The sequence below is a fragment of the Mycobacterium sp. NGS11 genome, assembly GCF_059813315.1.
On the sequence record NZ_JCALEJ010000001.1, the window covers coordinates 262455 to 281245 of the forward strand.

Below are 18791 nucleotides of genomic sequence, written 5' to 3' on the forward strand. Positions count from 1 at the left end.
TCGCCAGCTTGGCATGGCTCGGTGACAGGCCTGAGGAGCGGACACGCTAGCGTGCCTACGTAACGTTACAGATCGCAGGGATTCTGACAACCACGAAGGAGACGCCCGGATGGAGATCAGTGGGAAGAAGGTCGTCGTCATCGGCGGCGCATCGGGAATGGGCCGTGCCAGCGCCGAGCTGCTGCACGAACGCGGTGCGGATGTCGCCATCCTCGACCGCGAGGGCTCCGACGGTAAGACCGTCGCCGAGGGCGTCGGGGGTACCTTCTACCCGGTTGACGTCACCGACTTCACCGGCACCGAAGAGACGCTGCAGGCCGCTGTCGACAAGCTTGGCGGGCTGCACGTCGTGATCACCACCGCGGGTGGCGGTATCGCCAAGCGGACGCTGACCAAGTCGGGGCCGCACGACCTCGAGTCCTTCCAGTCCGTGATCGACCTGAACCTGATCGCCACCTTCAACATCAGCCGGCTGGCCGCCGCGCACATGGCCAAGAACGAGCCCGAAGACCCGGACACCGGGGAGCGCGGCGTCATCATCAACACCGCCTCGATTGCTGCCTTCGAGGGCCAGATCGGCCAGGTCGCCTACACCGCCGCAAAGGCGGGCATCGCCGGGATGTGCCTGACGATGGCCCGCGACCTGGGCTCGGTGGGCATCCGCGTGCTGGGAATCGCCCCGAGCCTGTTCGCCACCGGGTTGACCCAGGGCATTCCCGACGAGTTCGCCACGCAGCTGACCAAGGACGCGGCCTTCCCCAAGCGCCTCGGCCGTCCCGAGGAGTACGCGAAGCTGGTCGCCGCCATCGTGGACAACCCGATGCTCAATGGCCAATGCCTGCGCCTGGACGCCGGGCAGCGGTTCGCGCCCAAGTAGGCGCCCCCGATTGGGGCCCTCCCCGCATTAAGTACACTCTTTAGCCAGCCGCCCCGCTTCCCCTCGGAGCGGGGCAGGCCACCCAGCTTCAGCTCCGACGATGCGGATCGCGCGGCGGTCCGAGGGGAGCGGACAATCGAACCCGGCTGGCATGCGGCGCGAGGAGGGCCCTCATGGGTATCGCAATAACCGACGACCATCGTGAACTCGCCGAAGTAGCCCGCGGGTTCTTGACCTCCCAGAAGGCGCGCTGGGCGGCGCGATCGCTGCTCGACGCCTCCGACGAGCCACGGCCCGGGTTCTGGCCGAGCCTGGTCGAGCTGGGTTGGCTCGGCCTGCACGTCGACGAGGAATACGGCGGCTCAGGATTCGGGCTGCCCGAACTCGTGGTGGTGATCGAAGAACTCGGTCGCGCGGTGGCGCCCGGGCCCTTCGTGCCCACCGTCATCGCGTCCGCGGTGATCGCCAAAGACGGTACCGCCGAACAGAAGTCGCGGCTGCTACCCGGCCTGATCGACGGGACCGTCGTCGCGGGCGTCGGGCTGGACGGCCAGGTGCAGGTCAATGACGGCACGGCCGACGGGGAGGCGGGAATCGTCCTGGGCGCCGGGCTGGCCGAGCTGCTGCTGATCGCCGCGGGTGACGACGTGCTGGTGCTCGAGCGTGGCTGTGAGGGTGTCTCGGTCGAGGTGCCGGAGAACTTCGATCCGACGCGCCGATCTGGACGCGTCCGCCTGCACAACGTGCGCGTCTCCGACGACGACGTCCTGCCGGGCGCGCGCCAATCGGCGTTGGCCCGGGCCCGCACGTTGCTGGCCGCCGAGGCCGTGGGCGGGGCGTCGGACTGCGTCGATGCCGCCGTCGACTACGCCAAGGTGCGCCAGCAATTCGGGCGCACCATCGCCACTTTCCAGGCGGTCAAGCATCACTGCGCGAACATGTTGGTGGGCGCGGAGTCCGGGATCGCGGCGGTCTGGGACGCCGCCCGCGCTGCGACCGAGGACGAGGAACAGTTCCGGCTCATCGCCGCGGTGGCGGCGGCGCTGGCCTTCCCGGCCTATGTCCGCAATGCCGAACTCAACGTCCAGGTGCACGGCGGCATCGGCTTCACCTGGGAGCACGACGCGCACCTGCACCTGCGCCGGGCGGTGGTGAGCGCGGCGCTGTTCGGCGGTGACGCGCCGGCCGCCGACGTTTTCGAGCGCACCGCCGCCGGCGTCGCCCGCGAGAACAGCCTCGACCTGCCGCCCGAAGCCGAAGAACTGCGCACCGCCATCCGCGCCGACGCCACCGAGATCGCCGCCCTGGACAAAAAAGCCCAGCGCGACAAGCTGATCGAGACCGGCTACGTGATGCCGCACTGGCCCAAGCCGTGGGGACGCGCGGCCGACGCCGTCGCGCAACTCGTGATCGAGGAGGAATTCCGTGCGGCCGGCATCAAGCGGCCCGACTATGGGATCACCGGCTGGGTGATCCTGACCCTGATCCAGCACGGAACCCCTTGGCAGATCGAACGATTCGTGGAGAAGGCGCTGCGCAAGGACGAGATTTGGTGCCAGCTTTTCTCCGAGCCGGACGCCGGCTCCGACGCCGCCTCCATCAAGACGCGCGCCACCCGGGTCGACGGCGGCTGGAAGATCAACGGCCAGAAGGTGTGGACCAGCGGGGCGCACTACTGCGCGCGCGGTCTCGCCACGGTGCGCACCGACCCCGACGCCCCGAAGCACGCCGGCATCACCACGGTGATCGTCGACATGAAGGCGCCCGAGGTGGAGGTGCGCCCGCTGCGACAGATGACCGGCGGCTCGGACTTCAACGAGGTCTTCTTCAACGACCTGTTCGTTCCCGACGAGGACGTCGTCGGCACGCCCAACTCGGGCTGGACCGTCGCGCGCGCGACGCTGGGCAACGAGCGGGTCAGCATCGGCGGCAGCGGATCGTTTTACGAGGGGCTGGCCGGCCAACTCGTGCAGCTCACCGAGCAGCGCCCGGATCGGTTGGCGGGCGGGCGAATTCGAGTCGGCTCGTATCTGGCCGAGGAAACCGCGCTGCGGTTGCTGAATCTGCGCCGCGCCGCGCGCAGCGTCGAGGGCGCGGGGCCCGGCCCGGAGGGCAACGTCACCAAGCTGAAGCTGGCCGAACACATGGTGGAGGGCGCCGCGATCATGGCGGCGCTGCTGGGTCCGGACGTCGCGCTCACCGACGGTCCCGGCGCCCTGGCAGGCCGGCTGATGATGGGGGCCCGCGGCATGGCGATCGCCGGCGGCACGTCGGAAGTGACGCGCAATCAGATCGCCGAGCGGATCCTCGGCATGCCGCGTGACCCGTTGATCAACTAGCCCGCGCCGAATCAGGCCGGCGCGAACTGCGCCGCGCCGCCGCTGCCGCGTTCCGGCCGGAGCGCGACGGGCATCCCGCAGCTCACCGAATCCGGTTCGCAGTCAACGATATTGGCGGCGACCCGCAGGCCGCTCTGTTCGGCGAGCTCGACGATGGCAATGACGTACGGGGTGGAAATCTCCGGGTTGTACGGGTGATGGTTGACCGTGTAGGTGAACACGGTGCCCCGCCCGGAGACTTCCCGGGCCTCCAGCGTGCCTCCGCACTCGCGGCATTGGCCGCTGGCCGGATGCACCCAGCGCGCGCAGCGGTCGCAGTACTCGATGAGCAGCGGCCCGTCCGACACGACGAATACAGTACACTCAATTAATTCGATGCTTGGTCTGACGGGCGGTGTGCATGACACATTTCGAAAAAGACGCGATCTTGTCCGGCATCGGGATCTCACGAATCGGCCGCCGCACCGGCATCCCGGGCCTGGACCTGACCATGGAGGCGGTGCGCGCCGCCATCGAGGACGCCGGGCTGACCCCGACCGACATCGACGGCATCGCCACCCTGGGTGACACGCCCGCTGCGGACGTCAACGCCCAGCTGCGCATCGATGCCGCGGACTGCGGATCGGGCTTCGGCACCGGCGGCCTGCTTTCGCCGGTGATGTCGGCCTGCCGCGCGGTCGCCGAACGACGCGCCCGCCACGTGGTGGTGTACCGGACGATCCAGATGCTCGGCGGCACGGTTCCCGTCAAGCAGGACGAGAACGCGCCGGCGCCGCCGCTGGCTCGGATGTTCGAGACACCCGAGGGTGAGCCGAAGCCGGCTGTCGGTGCGATGGACGATGTCAACGATCTGGTTGCGGCGCATGCCTATTCGGCCGCCAACTGGCTGGCGCTCAACTGCCGTCGCCACATGGAGCTGTACGGGACCACCAAGGAGCAGCTGGGCTGGATCGCGCTCAACGGCAGGCGCAACGCTGCGCTGAATCCCCTTGCGGTGTACCGGGATCCGATGACGATGGTCGACTACTTGGGCGCGCGGTTGGTGTCCACGCCACTTGGGCTGCTCGACTGCGACGTCCCGATCGACGGATCGATCGCGGTGGTGGTCTCGCACGCGGAGCGCGCCGCCGACTGTCCGCACCGCGCGGTGCAGGTCGAGGCGATCGGCGGGTCCGACGGAGCGGGCGGCTGGTTTCACCGTGCGGACTACCCGAAGATGGCGATGTCGGATGCGGCGGCGCAGATGTGGTCGCGCACGGCGTTGAAGCCCGCCGACCTCCAAGTCGCCGAGTTGTACGACGGTTTCACCTATCTCACCCTGGCGTGGCTGGAAGCGCTCGGAGTGTGCGGCGACGGCGAGGGCGGCCCGTTCGTCGAGGGCGGGACGCGGATCGCCCGCGACGGGCAGATGCCGTTGAACACCTACGGCGGCCAGCTATCGGCGGGGCGCATGCACGGCTACTGGGCGCTGCACGAAGGGTGTCTGCAGCTGCGCGGCGACGCGGGGGAGCGGCAGGTGTCGCGTCGCCCCGAGGTGGGCGTCGTCTCCGTCGGCGGTGGTCCCGTCGCGGGGTGCATGCTGCTGACCTGCTGACCGAGAGCGCGATCGAGCTCTAATGACTCAGGAGCCAAGGACCGGCCAGGCGAACAAGCTCGCTTCGATCCTCGCCCGCGACATCGAAGCCGATATCGTTCGCCGCGGCTGGGCGGTGGGCGAATCACTGGGCTCCGAACAAGATCTGCAGCAGCGCTTCGGGGTGAGCCGTTCGGTGCTGCGGGAGGCCGTGCGGCTCGTCGAACATCATCAGGTCGCGCGGATGCGCCGCGGCCCCAACGGGGGGTTGTACGTCTGCGAGCCCGATGCGGGGCCCGCCACCCGCGCCGTCGTCATCTATCTCGAATACCTGGGCACGACGCTGGGCGACTTGCTCAACGCGCGACTGGTCCTCGAGCCGCTGGCGGCCTCGCTCGCCGCCGAGCGCATCGATGAGGCCGGCATCGCGCGGCTGCGTGCGGTGCTGCACGCCGAGGAGCAGTGGAAGCCCGGCCTACCGGCGCCACGCGACGAGTTCCACATCGCGCTGGCCGAGCAATCCAAAAACCCGGTGCTGCAACTGTTTATCGACGTCTTGATGCGGCTCACCACCCGCTATGCCCTGGCGTCGCGAACGGATTCGGAGACCGAGGCATTAGAGGCGGTCGACCATCTGCACGCGCACCACTCCGCGATCGTCGCCGCCGTCACGGCCGGCGATGCCGCCCGCGCCAAGACGCTGTCGGAGCGACACGTCGAAGCGGTCACCGGCTGGCTGCAGCATCATCATGCGGGGGACGAAAACCGTGGGCGAGAAAGGCGCCGCCGGCTCGATTCCGAGTCGCCCGGCGGCAAACTGGCCGAGATGCTGGCCGCCACCATCGGTGACGACATCGCCGCCAGCGGCTGGCACGTGGGTGCGGTCTTCGGTACCGAGACGGCCCTGCTCGAGCGCTACCGGGTGAGCCGCGCGGTGCTTCGCGAGGCGGTGCGGCTGCTCGAATACCACTCGATAGCCCACATGCGCCGCGGCCCCGGTGGCGGCCTGGTCATCGCCCGACCCGCGGCGCAGGCCAGCATCGACACGATCGCCTTGTACCTGCAGTACCGCGGGCCGAGCCGCGAAGACCTGCGATGCGTCCGCGACGCCATCGAGATCGACAACGTGACCAAGGTCGTCAAACGGTTGGCCGAGTCGGAGGTGGCGGCGTTTTTGGGCACCCATCGTTCCGGGCTTGCGGAGAACTCCCAACCAACGGCCGACGACGTGCGGCAGGCGATCGCGGAGGAGTTCAACTTCCACGTCGGTCTGGCGCAACTGGCCGGCAACGCGCTGCTGGATCTGTTCCTGCGGATCATCGTCGAGCTGTTTCGCCGGCACTGGTCCAGCACCGGGCAGGCGCTGCCGACCTGGTCGGACGTGCTGGCCGTGCACCACGCCCACCTGCGGATCGTCGAGGCGGTCGAGGCCGCCGACGAGAGCGTCGCCTGTTACCGCCTCCGCCGTCATCTCGACGCGGCCGCCTCGTGGTGGCTGTGACAGTGCGATCGCGAGCCGACGACGTGGCCCACCAGTGCCGCAAACCTAAATGGGACCCGTTGCGCGGTATAGCGAAGGCCCGTCTTGGGTACTGGAACAGAGGGAGGCGTCAGCCTGCCCAACAGGGGGTTGGCGCAAGTGATCGAAAGCGAGAGCGCTGAAGTGAAGGCGGCTAACGAAACCAGGCAATACGGTTTCGTCCATTCCGCGTCGATTTATCACTCTCAGCAGGAGTTTTTGGACTTGGCAAGCCGTTTCGTCGGCGATGGTTTGGCGCTGGACGAGGCGGTGCTGCTTGCCGCCCCTCCCGAGACTCTGGCGCTGCTGCACGACGGGTTGTACCCCCGTGATGATCCACCCGCGGACGTGCGCATGGTTGATATCACCGAGGTGGCCCGCAATCCCTGCCGATTCATGGCGATGCAGGGTGCGTTCATCGACGAGCACCCGGATCAGCGAGTCCGGATCGTCAGCCAGCTCGCGTGGCCGGGCCGCACCGACGAGGAGTTCGTCGCCTGCATCGAGCACGACGCACTCGTCAACGAGGCCATGGACGGCTACCCCGCGTCGTGCCTGTGCCTCTACGACGCGGGCCGGCTCGGCGACGGCGTGCTGTCGGATGCGCGCGCGACACATCCGCTGCTGTGGGAACACGGAACGCTGCAGCACAACTCGGACTACGCTCCCGCCGACGTCCTGGAACGCTGCAACCAGCCGCTGGCCGCCGGTCCCGGGGCCGTCACATACATGGTCCGCAAGTCGGCCGACCTTCGCCCCGCGCGATCCTTCGCCGTCGACTACGCGGGCTGGATGGGGTTGAGTCAGGAGAGCATCGAGGATCTACAGCTGGTCGCCACGGAGCTGGCCACCAACAGCCTGATGTACACCGGGGGCGCCTGCCGGCTGGCCTTCTGGCAAGACGACGGACATCTGGTCTGCGAGGCACGCGACACCGGACGATTCGACGACCCGATCGTGGGTCGTCTGGACCCCGGCCCGTGCGGTCCCGCGAGTCGCGGCCTGTATCTGGTCAACGCCATCTCGGACTTGGTGCGAACCCACACCACCAGGGCCGGTACGACGATTCAGGCGTATCTACGGTTCGAGCCCGCACCGGGCCCGGCCGGGTAAGGGGCCGTCGCGATAGGTGAGTTTCATGTGCGCTAGCGACGGTGGTAGCGCACATGAGACTCGGCCCTTGCCGCGGCCACGGCGGCTCGCTGCGGTCGCGCAAGTTCTATAGCGGGCGCAACACGATCGGCATGCCGTCTTTCGGCACGGGCATGCCGCCGTAGTCCCACTCGCACTTGTAACCCGGGCGCGGCGGCTCCAGCCGATACCTGCGCAGCAGGCGGTGCAAGATCGTCTTGATCTCCAACTGCCCGAACGTCATCCCGATGCACTTGTGCGCGCCGCCACCGAACGGCGTGAACGCATAGCGGTGCCGCTTGTGCTCGTTGCGCGGCTCGGTGAATCGCTCGGGGTCGAATTTTAGTGGTTCGGTCCACAATTCGGGCAACCTGTGGTTCATGCCGGGGTAGGCGATCACGTTGGTGCCCTTCGGGATGAAGTAACCCAGCAGATCGGTATCGCGCACCGTCTGGCGCATGGCCCACTGCACCGGCGTCACGATGCGGATCGACTCGTTCATCACCAGATCCAGCGTCTCGAGCTTCTCCAGCGAATCGATGTCGAGCGGCCCGTCGCCCAGCCGATCCGATTCCTCGCGGCAGCGCTGCTGCCACTCCGGGTGAAGGGCCAGGTGGTAGGCCATCGTTGTCACCGTCGAGGTGGACGTGTCGTGCGCGGCCATCATCAAAAAGATCATGTGGTTGACGATGTCGTCGTCGGAGAACTTGTTGCCGTCCTCGTCTTCGGTCTGGCACAACACCGACAACAGATCCGTACCGGGATTCGCGCGCTGCTCCTTGACCCGCTCGCGGAAGTAGTTCTCTAGCAGCTCGCGCGCCTTGAGGCCGCGCCACCACGTGAACGGCGGCACGGAAGTGCGGATGATCGCGTTGCCCGCGCGCGTGGTGACCGCGAACGCCTTGTTGACCTTGGTCACCAATTCGTGGTCGGTGCCCGGCTCGTGGCCCATGAACACCATCGAGGCGATGTCGAGTGTCAATTCCTTCATGGCCGGGTAGAGCAGGAACCGCGCGTCATTGGTCACCCAGTCATTGGCGACCGTTTGCGAGACCACCTGGTCCATCTGTTCGACATAGCTGACCAGGCGGGACCGGATGAAGGCCTCCTGCATGATCCGCCGGTGGAACATGTGCTCTTCGAAGTCCAGCAGCATCAGGCCGCGGTTGAAGAACGGCCCGATTACCGGCACCCATCCCTGCTGGGAATAGTCCTTGTTGCGATTCGAGTAGATGACCTGGGCGGCGTCCGGTCCCAGGGCGGCGACGCCCGGCAGGACGGGCGAGTCCCCGAAGATCACCGGACCCTTGGTCTGGTACATGTGCAGCAGGTAGTCGGGGCCGCCGCGCAGCATCTCGATGATGTGCCCGATGACCGGCAGGCCCGCGTCGCCGATGACCGCTTTGAGCCCACTGCCCGGTGGCGGCTCGGCGAGTTTGCGCTCTGGGAAATCGGTGTTCAACAGCCTGCGCTCGACGATCCCCATGCCGGGAAAGTTGTTGATGGACGGCGTGAACCGGCGCCGCGCCTGATCCAGCAGGTACTGCGGGGTGCTGATGGTGGCGGTCATAACGCTCCTTTGCGTGCCCTCCCGGTGACGGCCGTCACTGATTCATACCTTCGCTGAAAAACTTGACGGCTGTCAAGTTTGCATTTTCCGTGGCGTGGTGCAAGGTCAGGGAGTGACCAGCGAACCCGCCACTCCCGAGCCGGGCGCACGACGGCGTGGCGACAAGCAACGCCAGGCGATAGTGCAGGCGGTGCGTGAATTGCTGCAGGAAAAGCCATTTGCGGAGCTGTCGGTCAGCACCATCAGCCTGCGGGCCGGCGTGGCGCGATCCGGCTTCTACTTCTACTTCGACTCCAAGTACGCGGTGCTGGCACAGCTCATGGCCGAGGCCGCCGAAGAACTCGAGGAACTCACCGAGTACTTCGCCCCCCGGCAGGCCGGCGAGTCACCCGAGCAGTTCGCCAAGCGAATGGTCGGCAGCGCCGCGGCCGTCTACGCGCACAACGACCCGGTGGTGACGGCGTGCAATGAGGCCCGCAACACCGACGTCGAGATTCGCGACCTGCTCGATCAGCAGTTCGAGGTGGTGCTGGGCCAGATCGTCGGAATTGTCGAGGCCGAGATGAAGGCCGGGACGGCCAATCCGATCAGTGACGACCTGCCGACGCTGATCCGCACGCTGGCCGGCACGACCGCGCTGATGCTGACCGGCGACCCGATTCTGACCGGGCGCGACAGCGATCGTGACCGACGGGTGCGCCTCCTCGAGCAGCTTTGGCTGCACGCGCTGTGGGCGGGCCGTCCCTAGGGCGCTGTTACCGCCGGTATCGTCACGGCCATGGCGCAGAGGGGAATCGGGCGGTCTTTCGCGGGAAAGCGGTGCCTTGTCACCGGAGCGGCGAGCGGCATCGGCCGCGCCACGGCGTTGCGGCTGGCCGCGCAGGGCGCCGAGCTCTACCTGACTGACCGCGATAGCGACGGCCTCGAACAAACCGTGGCCGACGCGCGGGCGCTGGGCGCCGAGGTTCCCAAGCATCGGGCGCTCGACATCGCCAACTATGACCAGGTGGCCGCGTTCGCCGCCGATATCCACGCCGCGCATCCCAGCATGGACGTCGTTCTCAACATCGCCGGCGTATCCGCGTGGGGAACCGTCGACCGGCTGACCCATGAGCAGTGGCGCAAGATGATCGCCATCAATTTGATGGGTCCGATCCACGTCATCGAGACGTTCGTGCCGCCGATGGTGGCGGCCAAGCGCGGCGGGCATCTGGTCAACGTGTCCTCGGCGGCCGGGCTGGTGGCCCTGCCGTGGCATGCCGCCTACAGCGCCAGCAAGTACGGGTTGCGTGGCCTGTCGGAGGTGCTGCGCTTCGACTTGGCCCGCCATCGCATCGGGGTCTCGGTCGTGGTGCCGGGCGCGGTGAACACCCCGCTGGTGGGCACCGTGGAAATCGCCGGGGTGGACCGGGAAGACCCCAACGTCGACCGGTGGGTGAAGCGGTTCGCCGGCCACGCCGTATCGCCGGAAAAGGCCGCCGACAAGATCCTGGCCGGGGTGGCCAAGAACCGATACCTGATCTACACGTCGGCCGACATCCGCGCCCTGTATGCCTTCAAAAGGCTTGCGTGGTGGCCCTATAGCGTGGCGATGCGCCAGGTGAACGTGATCTTCACCCGTGCGTTGCGGCCCGGCCCGGCGCCCTTAGCGCGGCATCACCAGCTCGAGGCGCACCCCGAGCAGGCGGACCGGCCGGTCGAGCTCGAATAGGTCGAGCACGCGAAGGGCCGCGGCCACGATGACGTCACGATCGGTGCTGGGCGCATCGAGCTTGCGAATCTTGGTGCGCGTGTAGAACGTTGCCGTGCGCACGGTGACCGCCACCCGGATCACGACTCGGTCCGCCGCGAGGACGTCCGTCAGCGCCCGCTCGGCCAAATCCGTTACGGCCGCGGCCATCTCGGACCGATCGGTGAGATCGCGCGGAAAGGTCACCGCGTGGCTGCGCGAGCGCGGCACCCACGGCTCGGCGCTGACCTGGCTGTCGCCGCCGCCCTTGGCCAACAGCAGCAGCCACAGCCCGGTGCGCGGGCCGAAGGTGGCCGTCAGCAGCTCCGCATCGCAGTGGGCCAGCTGCCACACCGTCGTAATATCAAGATCCGCAAGCTTTTTCGCCGTCTTGGGGCCCACGCTCCAGAGCGCGTCGACCGGACGTTCGGCCATCAGGGACATCCAGTTCGCGTCGGTGAGCACAAAGATGCCGCCCGGTTTCGCGAAGCCGGTCGCGACCTTGGCGCGCTGCTTGTTGTCGCTGATCCCGACGGAGCAGGACAGCCCGGTTTCGGAAAGGATGACGCTGCGGATCTGCTCTGCGACCTCGCTCGGGTCCTGCGCGGTCACCGCGACATAGGCCTCGTCCCAACCCCAGACTTCGACCGGATGCCCCAGATCGCGCAGCACGCCCATCACCTGATCGGACGCGGCGTCATAGGCGGCTGGGTCCGACGGGAGGAAGGTCGCCTCGGGGCAGCGACGGGCGGCGGCACGCAACGGCATGCCCGCCCGCACACCGAACTCGCGCGCCTCATACGAGGCGCAGGTGACGACCTTGCGCGGTTCGTTCGGGTCGCCGCTGCCGCCCACAATGACTGGCAGACCGGCCAATTCGGGGTGCCGGCGCAACTCGACCGACGCCAGGAACTGGTCGAGGTCCACATGCAGGACCCAAGCCGGTTCCGTGGCGTTCATCGCCCGCAGAGCTTGCGCGCCAGGCTTTCCCACGCGTCTCCCAGTGTCGCCAGGGTGTGACCGCCCTCGGCCAGTTGATGCTCGACGTAGTCCACGTCCAGCAGCGCGAGCAGCGCGTCGGTCTGGGCGTCGAGATCGCCGGTGGATTCGGCCGCCTTGAGCAGGACGCGCACGTGCGTGCGCAGCACCGTGGCCGGTGCGTTGTGCCGGTTTTGCGGGTCGCGGTTGGCCGCGGACAGCAGTTCGCAGTGGTCGTGCGCGAACCGGATCCGCTCCCGGCCGAACGCGACCAGCCGATCGGCGGGCGGGGCGCCGGGTCCCAGCGGGGGCGGGCCGAAGAGGAACGCTTGCTGAACGGCTTGTTCGTCCTCGTCCAGCAGCACCATCATCAGGCCGGCCCGGCTGCCGAAGCGGCGGAACAGCGTGCCTTTGCCCACTCCGGCGGCCGCCGCGATGTCATCGGTGGTGACGGCGTCGGCGCCGCGCTCGGCGACCAGGTTTCGGGCAGCCTGCAGCAGCAGCGCGCGGTTGCGCGCCGCGTCGCCCCTTTCCTGGTGCACCGCTTGGGGGGCGAACACGTGTAACTCGCCCGACCGCTCGCTCACTCCTGCACTTTAACGCCGCCGGAATAAAACGGACTATAGTCCGGTTAGCTCGTGCGAGGATGTACGCAACGATCGAAGGGAAACTGCAGCAGTGGCAATCAGAATCTTGGCGTTAGTGGGGAGCCTGCGGGCGGCGTCGATCAACCGCCAGATCGCCGAGTTGGCGGTGGCGGTCGCCGCCGACGACGTGACCGTCACGATCTTCGAAGGACTCGCTGAACTGCCGTTCTATAACGAGGAGATCGATGATGCGATGAACGTCGACGTGCCGCAGCTGGGCCCGGTGGCCGCGCTGCGCGCCGCGGCGGCCGACGCGGACGCCGCCCTGGTGGTGACCCCGGAGTACAACGGCAGCTACCCGGCCGTCATCAAGAACGCGATCGACTGGCTGTCCCGGCCGTTCGGCGACGGCGCGCTGAAGGGCAAGCCGCTGGCGGTCATCGGGGGATCGTTCGGCCAGTACGGCGGGGTGTGGGCCCACGACGACACCCGCAAGTCCTTCGGCATCGCGGGCGCGCGGGTCGTGGAGGCGATCAAACTGTCGGTGCCGTTCAAGACGCTGGAGGGCAAGGCGCCGGCCGAGCACGCCGAGCTGTCGGCGAACGTGCGTGATGTGGTGGGCAAGCTCGCCGCCGAGGTCGGCTGATTGGCAGAAGTCGACAACCCGCCCACCGGGCGACCAGCGAGGTTGGGACAACCGAATAGCCAAAGCCGCCAGGCGCGCCTGGCGGCTTTGCTGGCCCTGGGCCGGCCCGCCGCCGCCGGCGGTGTTGTCGGTGCTCGCTGATATACCGGAGCGCATGATTCCCTGCGGTGCGATCTGTGATCTGCGACACGCCGAGTCGAGTTCCGGATTTGTTCACGACCGGGCTCACGACCAGGGAATTTCAAAATTGTTATTCAGAATATCTTGTATCTCGACATCTTGTCACCCACTAGGTGTAGTGTTTCGAGCACCGGCAGATCCCAGGGCCACCAAGCCAGCCAGACTCGGTGAACTCCCCGAAATCGGCGCCCGCAGGTCATTCGACCTCGGCCACCGCACGACGGGAATCAGGGGGCCTGACGGATCGCTGAACCTAGCAAAGACGCAGTCCAAAAGTAGTTGCCAGTCCGTTGGGTCCCCTCTTCCGCAAAGGAGCGGCATTCTATGAGCATCACCGTGTACACCAAGCCGGCATGCGTGCAGTGCACTGCCACCTACAAGGCGCTGGACAAGCAGGGCATCGCCTACGAGAAGGTCGATATCTCGCTGGACGCCGAGGCGCGTGACTACGTGATGGCTCTGGGATACCTGCAGGCCCCCGTGGTGGTGGCGGGCAACGACCACTGGTCGGGTTTCCGCCCCGACCGCATCAAGGCGCTGTCCGCCGCGGAACTGAGCGCGTAGGCAAGACGTCAGGTAAGGAGGTTGCGGTGCAGTCGCGCAACCTGGTCTATTTCTCCTCGGTGTCGGAGAACACCCACCGCTTCGTGGAGAGGCTGGGGATCCCCGCCACGCGGATACCACTGCATGGCCGCATCGAGGTAGACCAGCCCTACGTCCTTGTCCTGCCGACCTACGGCGGCGGGCATGCGACGCCCGACCTCAACGCCGGCGGTTACGTCCCCAAGCAGGTCATCGCCTTTTTGAACAATGAGCACAACCGGTCGTTGATCCGCGGCGTGATCGCCGCGGGCAACAACAACTTCGGCGCCGAATTCGCCTATGCGGGCAACGTGATCTCGCGCAAGTGCGGCGTTCCGTACCTCTACCGCTTCGAACTCATGGGAACCCAGGACGACGTGGAAGCCGTCCGCGCGGGCTTAGCCAATTTTTGGAAGGAACAGACGTGTCACCAACCGTCGCTGCAGAGCCTGTAACCACCGGAGCCCACGCCTTGCCGGGGGAAACGGACTATCACGCGCTCAACGCGATGCTGAATCTCTACGACGCGGACGGCAAGATTCAGTTCGACAAGGACCGCGAGGCCGCGCATCAGTACTTCCTGCAGCACGTCAACCAGAACACGGTGTTCTTCCACAATCAGGACGAGAAGCTCGACTACCTGATCAAGGAGAACTATTACGAGCGCGAGGTTCTCGACCAGTACAGCCGTAACTTCGTCAAGACGCTGCTGGACCGCGCGTACGCCAAGAAGTTCCGGTTCCCGACGTTTTTGGGCGCGTTCAAGTACTACACCTCCTACACGCTGAAGACGTTCGACGGGAAGCGTTACCTGGAGCGCTTCGAGGACCGCGTGGTCATGGTCGCGCTGACCCTTGCCTCCGGTGACACCGTCCTGGCCGAGAAGCTCGTCGACGAGATCATTGACGGGCGATTCCAACCAGCCACCCCGACGTTTTTGAACTCGGGCAAAAAGCAGCGCGGCGAGCCGGTGAGCTGCTTTCTGCTGCGCATCGAGGACAACATGGAGTCGATCGGGCGGTCCATCAACTCCGCGCTGCAGCTGTCGAAGCGTGGCGGCGGAGTTGCGTTGCTGCTGAGCAACATTCGCGAGCACGGCGCCCCGATCAAGAACATCGAGAACCAGTCGTCGGGCGTCATCCCGATCATGAAGCTGCTCGAGGACTCGTTCTCCTACGCCAACCAGCTCGGCGCCCGGCAGGGCGCGGGTGCGGTGTACCTGCACGCGCATCACCCCGACATCTATCGGTTCCTGGACACCAAGCGCGAGAACGCCGACGAGAAGATCCGCATCAAGACGCTGAGCCTGGGCGTGGTGATACCCGACATCACCTTCGAGTTGGCCAAGAAGAACGAGGACATGTACCTGTTCTCGCCCTACGACGTCGAGCGGGTTTACGGCCTGCCGTTCGCCGACATCTCGGTCACCGAGAAGTACTACGAGATGGTCGACGACGCCCGCATCCGCAAGACGAAGATCAAGGCCCGCGAGTTCTTCCAGACGCTGGCCGAGCTGCAGTTCGAGTCCGGTTACCCGTACATCATGTACGAGGACACGGTGAACCGGGCGAACCCGATCGACGGCAAGATCACCCATTCCAACCTGTGCTCGGAGATCCTGCAGGTGTCCACGCCGTCGGTGTTCAACGACGACTTGTCGTACGCCAAAGTGGGCAAGGACATTTCGTGCAACCTTGGGTCGCTGAACATCGCCAAGACGATGGACTCGCCGGACTTCGCGCAGACCATCGAGGTCGCGATCCGCGCGCTGACGGCGGTGAGCGATCAGACGCACATCTGGTCGGTGCCCTCAATCGAGCAGGGCAACAATGAGTCCCACGCGATCGGGCTCGGCCAGATGAACCTGCACGGCTATCTGGCCCGCGAGCGCATCCTCTACGGGTCCGAAGAAGGCGTCGACTTCACCAATATCTACTTCTACACCGTGCTCTACCATGCGCTGCGCGCGTCGAATCGCATCGCGATCGAGCGGGGAAGCAAGTTCGGGGGCTTCGAGAAGTCCAAGTATGCCTCGGGCGAATTCTTCGACAAGTACACCGAGCAGGTGTGGGAGCCGGCCACGCCGCGGGTCCGGGAGATCTTTGCCGAAGCCGGCATCCGTATTCCGACACAAGAGGATTGGCAACGGCTGAAGGAGTCGGTGCAGCAGCACGGCATCTACAACCAGAATCTGCAGGCCGTCCCGCCGACCGGCTCGATCAGTTACATCAACAACTCGACCAGTTCGATCCACCCGGTGGCGAGCAAGATCGAGATTCGCAAGGAAGGCAAGATCGGCCGCGTCTACTACCCGGCGCCGTATCTGACCAACGACAACCTGGAGTACTACCAGGACGCCTACGAGATCGGTTACGAGAAGATCATCGACACCTACGCCGCGGCCACCCAGCACGTGGACCAGGGGCTGTCGCTGACGCTGTTCTTCAAGGACACCGCCACCACCCGCGATGTGAACAAGGCGCAGATCTACGCCTGGCGCAAGGGAATCAAGACGCTGTACTACATCCGCCTTCGCCAGATGGCTTTGGAGGGAACAGAAGTCGAGGGCTGCGTGTCCTGCATGCTCTAATCGTCGGGCCGATCGGACAGTCTGCCCAGGTCAGAAGCCGCTACCAGGTAAAGTGCTTGACGTGGTGAGAGTGCCCCGACCTTCCATACCCCACCCCAGCGTCAAGCCTGGGGCCAAGGTCGACGCGCGCAGCGAACGCTGGCGCGAGCACCGCAAGAAAGTGCGCAACGAAATCGTCGACGCGGCCTTCCGTGCGATCGACCGCCTCGGGCCCGAGCTGTCCGTGCGGGAGATCGCCGAGGAGGCCGGCACCGCCAAGCCGAAGATCTACCGCCACTTCCACGACAAGTCCGACCTGTTCGAGGCGATCGGGGAGCGGCTGCGCGACATGCTGTGGGCGGCGATCATCCCGTCCATCGACCTGAAAACCGACTCGGCGCGCGAGGTGATCCGGCGCAGCGTCGAGGAGTACGTGGTCCTGGTCGACAAGCACCCCAACGTGCTGCGCGTGTTCATCCAGGGCCGGTCGGCCGCTACCCCGCAGGTCCTCAACGAGGGACGCGGAATCACCCTGGCGGTGGCCGACATGTTCGACAACGAGCTGCGCGAGATGGAGCTCGACCACGCGGCGGTCGAACTGGCCGGGCACGCGGCATTCGGCTGTGCCGCGTCGGCGACCGAGTGGTGGCTGGGCCCGGAGCCCGAAAGCCCGCGGCTGATGTCGCGTGAGCAGTTCGTCGCGCACCTGACGACCATCATGATGGGGGTGATCGTCGGCACCGCCGAGGCGCTCGGCATCACCATGAACCCTGACCTGCCGATTCACGACATGGTGGCCGGCAACCCGGCCGCGAGCTGAGCGCGCCGCGGCGTTGACAACCGTCGCGGCCATCGATAACACTCGTCCCAACCGATACCCTGGGTACTGGGTATCTGCCTCAGCCGGGCCGCAGCCGAAACGCCGACCCGACAGGCCTGGATAGAAAGATCGATCGACCGTGACCGACGTCGTAACACAAACCGAGGCAATCCCGGCGGCTAGCGCCCACAAGCCGGTCCACACGCGCGCCGTCATCATCGGGACCGGATTCTCCGGCCTCGGGATGGCGATCGCGCTGCAGAAGCAGGGCGTGGGCTTCGTCATCCTGGAGAAGGCCGACGACATCGGCGGCACCTGGCGAGACAACAGCTATCCCGGGTGCGCCTGCGACATCCCGTCGCACCTGTACTCGTTCTCGTTCGAGCCCAAGCCCGACTGGAAGAACCCGTTCTCCTTCCAGCCAGAGATCTGGGACTACCTCAAAGGGGTCACCGAGAAATACGGGCTGCGCCGCTACGTCGAGTTCAACTCGCTCGTCGATCGCGCGCACTGGGACGATGACGAGAACCGCTGGCACGTGTTCACCGCCGACGGCCGCGAGTACGTCGCGCAATTCCTCATCTCGGGCGCCGGGGCGCTGCACATCCCGTCCATGCCCGACATCGAGGGACGCGACGAATTTCGCGGCGCCGCCTTCCATTCCGCGGAGTGGGACCACAGCGTCGACTTGACCGGCAAGCGCGTGGCGGTGATCGGAACCGGCGCCAGCGCGATCCAGATCGTGCCGGAGATCGTCGGACAGGTCGCCGAACTTCAGCTCTACCAACGGACTCCGCCGTGGGTGGTCCCGCGTTCCAACCCCGAGATCCCGCCGGCGGTGCGCCGGGCCATGGAGAACGTGCCCGGCCTGCGCGCGCTGGTTCGGCTCGCGATCTACTGGGGGCAGGAAGCCTTGGCCTTCGGCATGACCAAGCGGCCGAACCTGCTCAAGTTCATCGAGTCCTACTGCAAATACAACATTCGCCGGGCGGTCAAGGACAAGGAGCTGCGGCGCAAGCTGATACCGAACTATCGCATCGGCTGCAAGCGAATCCTGAACTCCTCCACCTATTACGGCGCGGTCGCCGACCCCAAGACCGAGCTGGTCACCGACCACATTGCGCGAATCACCGCCGACGGCATCGTCACCGCCGACGGCACCCAGCGCCAGGCCGACGTGATCGTGTATGCCACCGGCTTCCACGTCACCGACTCCTACACCTACGTCCAGATCAAGGGCCTGCACGGCGAGGACCTGGTGGACCGGTGGAACCGCGAGGGCATCGGTGCCCACCGCGGGATCACCATCGCCGACGTGCCCAACCTGTTCTTTCTGCTGGGGCCCAACACCGGGTTGGGGCACAACTCGGTGGTGTTCATGATCGAGTCCCAAATCCGTTACGTCGCAGACGCGATCGCGACCTGCGACAAGCTGGGCGCACAGGCGCTGGCGCCGACCCGCGCCGCCCAGGACAAATTCAACGACGAGCTGCAACGCAGACTCGGCCCGTCGGTGTGGAACAGCGGCGGCTGCAGCAGCTGGTATCTGGACGAGCACGGCAAGAACACCGTGCTCTGGGGCGGCTACACCTGGGAGTACTGGCGGGCGACGCGTTCGGTCAAGCCGGACGAATATCAGTTCTACGGCGTGAGCATGGGCAGTTCCGCCGCCGCGTCCTGACTGCGGTTGC

The 18791-nt window shown here is 66.5% G+C and carries 17 protein-coding genes; 13 read left to right on the plus strand and 4 right to left on the minus strand.

Annotated elements, in window-relative coordinates; genetic code table 11:
* The first annotated feature begins 109 nt into the window (after positions 1–109).
* Both AC5Y4T_RS01330 and AC5Y4T_RS01335 read left to right on the plus strand, forming a co-directional pair.
* Positions 110–877 (plus strand): SDR family NAD(P)-dependent oxidoreductase, encoded by a 768-nt coding sequence (locus AC5Y4T_RS01330; RefSeq protein WP_067354384.1) that lies wholly within the window; start codon positions 110–112, stop codon positions 875–877.
* Between the two features lie 173 nt (positions 878–1050).
* Positions 1051–3216 carry an acyl-CoA dehydrogenase family protein gene (locus AC5Y4T_RS01335; RefSeq protein WP_499951667.1) on the plus strand — a complete coding sequence of 722 codons (2166 nt, stop codon included), beginning with the start codon at positions 1051–1053 and terminating at the stop codon, positions 3214–3216.
* Between the two features lie 11 nt (positions 3217–3227).
* Here the strand turns inward: AC5Y4T_RS01335 and AC5Y4T_RS01340 are convergent, their stop codons facing one another.
* Positions 3228–3563 carry a Zn-ribbon domain-containing OB-fold protein gene (locus tag AC5Y4T_RS01340; protein WP_499920081.1) on the minus strand — a complete coding sequence of 112 codons (336 nt, stop codon included), beginning with the start codon at positions 3561–3563 and terminating at the stop codon, positions 3228–3230.
* Between the two features lie 53 nt (positions 3564–3616).
* Here AC5Y4T_RS01340 and AC5Y4T_RS01345 point away from each other — a divergent pair, with 53 nt between their 5' ends.
* From AC5Y4T_RS01345 to AC5Y4T_RS01355, 3 genes are all read left to right on the plus strand, one after another.
* Positions 3617–4810, plus strand: a complete 1194-nt coding sequence (locus AC5Y4T_RS01345; RefSeq protein ID WP_499920082.1) for a thiolase family protein — start codon at positions 3617–3619, stop codon at positions 4808–4810.
* A gap of 22 nt (positions 4811–4832) precedes the next feature.
* Entirely contained in the window at positions 4833–6290 is a 1458-nt protein-coding gene (locus AC5Y4T_RS01350; protein ID WP_499920083.1) for a FadR/GntR family transcriptional regulator, read from the plus strand.
* Positions 6291–6428: 138 nt separating this feature from the next.
* The gene (locus tag AC5Y4T_RS01355) at positions 6429–7421 is read left to right on the plus strand and encodes an anti-sigma factor RsbA family regulatory protein (protein ID WP_499920084.1); all 993 of its coding nucleotides are present in this window, start codon (positions 6429–6431) and stop codon (positions 7419–7421) included.
* Positions 7422–7527: 106 nt separating this feature from the next.
* Here AC5Y4T_RS01355 and AC5Y4T_RS01360 read toward each other — a convergent pair whose 3' ends face one another.
* On the minus strand, positions 7528–9009 hold the full coding sequence (locus tag AC5Y4T_RS01360) for a cytochrome P450 (protein WP_499920085.1): 1482 nt from the start codon (positions 9007–9009) through the stop codon (positions 7528–7530).
* A gap of 112 nt (positions 9010–9121) precedes the next feature.
* Between AC5Y4T_RS01360 and AC5Y4T_RS01365 the strand changes: the two genes are divergently transcribed.
* Both AC5Y4T_RS01365 and AC5Y4T_RS01370 read left to right on the plus strand, forming a co-directional pair.
* On the plus strand, positions 9122–9757 hold the full coding sequence (locus AC5Y4T_RS01365; RefSeq protein ID WP_499920086.1) for a TetR/AcrR family transcriptional regulator: 636 nt from the start codon (positions 9122–9124) through the stop codon (positions 9755–9757).
* A gap of 30 nt (positions 9758–9787) precedes the next feature.
* Positions 9788–10720 carry an SDR family oxidoreductase gene (locus tag AC5Y4T_RS01370; protein ID WP_499920087.1) on the plus strand — a complete coding sequence of 311 codons (933 nt, stop codon included), beginning with the start codon at positions 9788–9790 and terminating at the stop codon, positions 10718–10720.
* Here the strand turns inward: AC5Y4T_RS01370 and AC5Y4T_RS01375 are convergent.
* Both AC5Y4T_RS01375 and AC5Y4T_RS01380 read right to left on the minus strand, forming a co-directional pair.
* Complete coding sequence (locus tag AC5Y4T_RS01375; RefSeq protein WP_499920088.1) at positions 10655–11698, minus strand: DNA polymerase IV; 1044 nt, start codon at positions 11696–11698, stop codon at positions 10655–10657. The genes AC5Y4T_RS01370 and AC5Y4T_RS01375 overlap by 66 nt on opposite strands.
* Positions 11695–12303 (minus strand): TetR/AcrR family transcriptional regulator, encoded by a 609-nt coding sequence (locus tag AC5Y4T_RS01380; protein ID WP_499920089.1) that lies wholly within the window; start codon positions 12301–12303, stop codon positions 11695–11697. Before AC5Y4T_RS01380 ends, AC5Y4T_RS01375 begins: the two co-directional genes overlap by 4 nt.
* 91 nt (positions 12304–12394) lie before the next feature.
* Here AC5Y4T_RS01380 and AC5Y4T_RS01385 point away from each other — a divergent pair, with 91 nt between their 5' ends.
* The 6 genes from AC5Y4T_RS01385 (at position 12395) to AC5Y4T_RS01410 (ending at position 18781) form a co-directional block, all read left to right on the plus strand.
* Positions 12395–12949 carry an NAD(P)H-dependent oxidoreductase gene (locus AC5Y4T_RS01385; protein ID WP_499920090.1) on the plus strand — a complete coding sequence of 185 codons (555 nt, stop codon included), beginning with the start codon at positions 12395–12397 and terminating at the stop codon, positions 12947–12949.
* Positions 12950–13453: 504 nt separating this feature from the next.
* On the plus strand, positions 13454–13693 hold the full coding sequence (locus AC5Y4T_RS01390; RefSeq protein WP_067124347.1) for a redoxin NrdH: 240 nt from the start codon (positions 13454–13456) through the stop codon (positions 13691–13693).
* 26 nt (positions 13694–13719) lie between these two features.
* Positions 13720–14166, plus strand: coding sequence for a class Ib ribonucleoside-diphosphate reductase assembly flavoprotein NrdI (gene nrdI, locus AC5Y4T_RS01395; protein WP_499951669.1), 447 nt, complete (start codon positions 13720–13722; stop codon positions 14164–14166).
* The gene (gene nrdE, locus AC5Y4T_RS01400; protein ID WP_499920091.1) at positions 14136–16301 is read left to right on the plus strand and encodes a class 1b ribonucleoside-diphosphate reductase subunit alpha; all 2166 of its coding nucleotides are present in this window, start codon (positions 14136–14138) and stop codon (positions 16299–16301) included. The genes nrdI and nrdE overlap by 31 nt, the downstream gene beginning before the upstream one ends.
* A 61-nt stretch (positions 16302–16362) precedes the next feature.
* The gene (locus AC5Y4T_RS01405) at positions 16363–17100 is read left to right on the plus strand and encodes a TetR/AcrR family transcriptional regulator (RefSeq protein WP_499920092.1); all 738 of its coding nucleotides are present in this window, start codon (positions 16363–16365) and stop codon (positions 17098–17100) included.
* A gap of 139 nt (positions 17101–17239) precedes the next feature.
* Positions 17240–18781 (plus strand): flavin-containing monooxygenase, encoded by a 1542-nt coding sequence (locus tag AC5Y4T_RS01410; RefSeq protein ID WP_499951670.1) that lies wholly within the window; start codon positions 17240–17242, stop codon positions 18779–18781.
* Positions 18782–18791: the final 10 nt, after the last annotated feature.

Coding starts and splice junctions, on each gene's coding strand:
- AC5Y4T_RS01330 (WP_067354384.1), top strand. CDS start 110: ATGGAGATCAGTGGGAAGAAGGTCGTCGTCATCGGCGGCGCATCGGGA.
- AC5Y4T_RS01335 (WP_499951667.1), top strand. CDS start 1,051: ATGGGTATCGCAATAACCGACGACCATCGTGAACTCGCCGAAGTAGCC.
- AC5Y4T_RS01345 (WP_499920082.1), top strand. CDS start 3,617: ATGACACATTTCGAAAAAGACGCGATCTTGTCCGGCATCGGGATCTCA.
- AC5Y4T_RS01350 (WP_499920083.1), top strand. CDS start 4,833: ATGACTCAGGAGCCAAGGACCGGCCAGGCGAACAAGCTCGCTTCGATC.
- AC5Y4T_RS01360 (WP_499920085.1), bottom strand. CDS start 9,009: ATGACCGCCACCATCAGCACCCCGCAGTACCTGCTGGATCAGGCGCGG.
- AC5Y4T_RS01370 (WP_499920087.1), top strand. CDS start 9,788: ATGGCGCAGAGGGGAATCGGGCGGTCTTTCGCGGGAAAGCGGTGCCTT.
- AC5Y4T_RS01375 (WP_499920088.1), bottom strand. CDS start 11,698: ATGAACGCCACGGAACCGGCTTGGGTCCTGCATGTGGACCTCGACCAG.
- AC5Y4T_RS01390 (WP_067124347.1), top strand. CDS start 13,454: ATGAGCATCACCGTGTACACCAAGCCGGCATGCGTGCAGTGCACTGCC.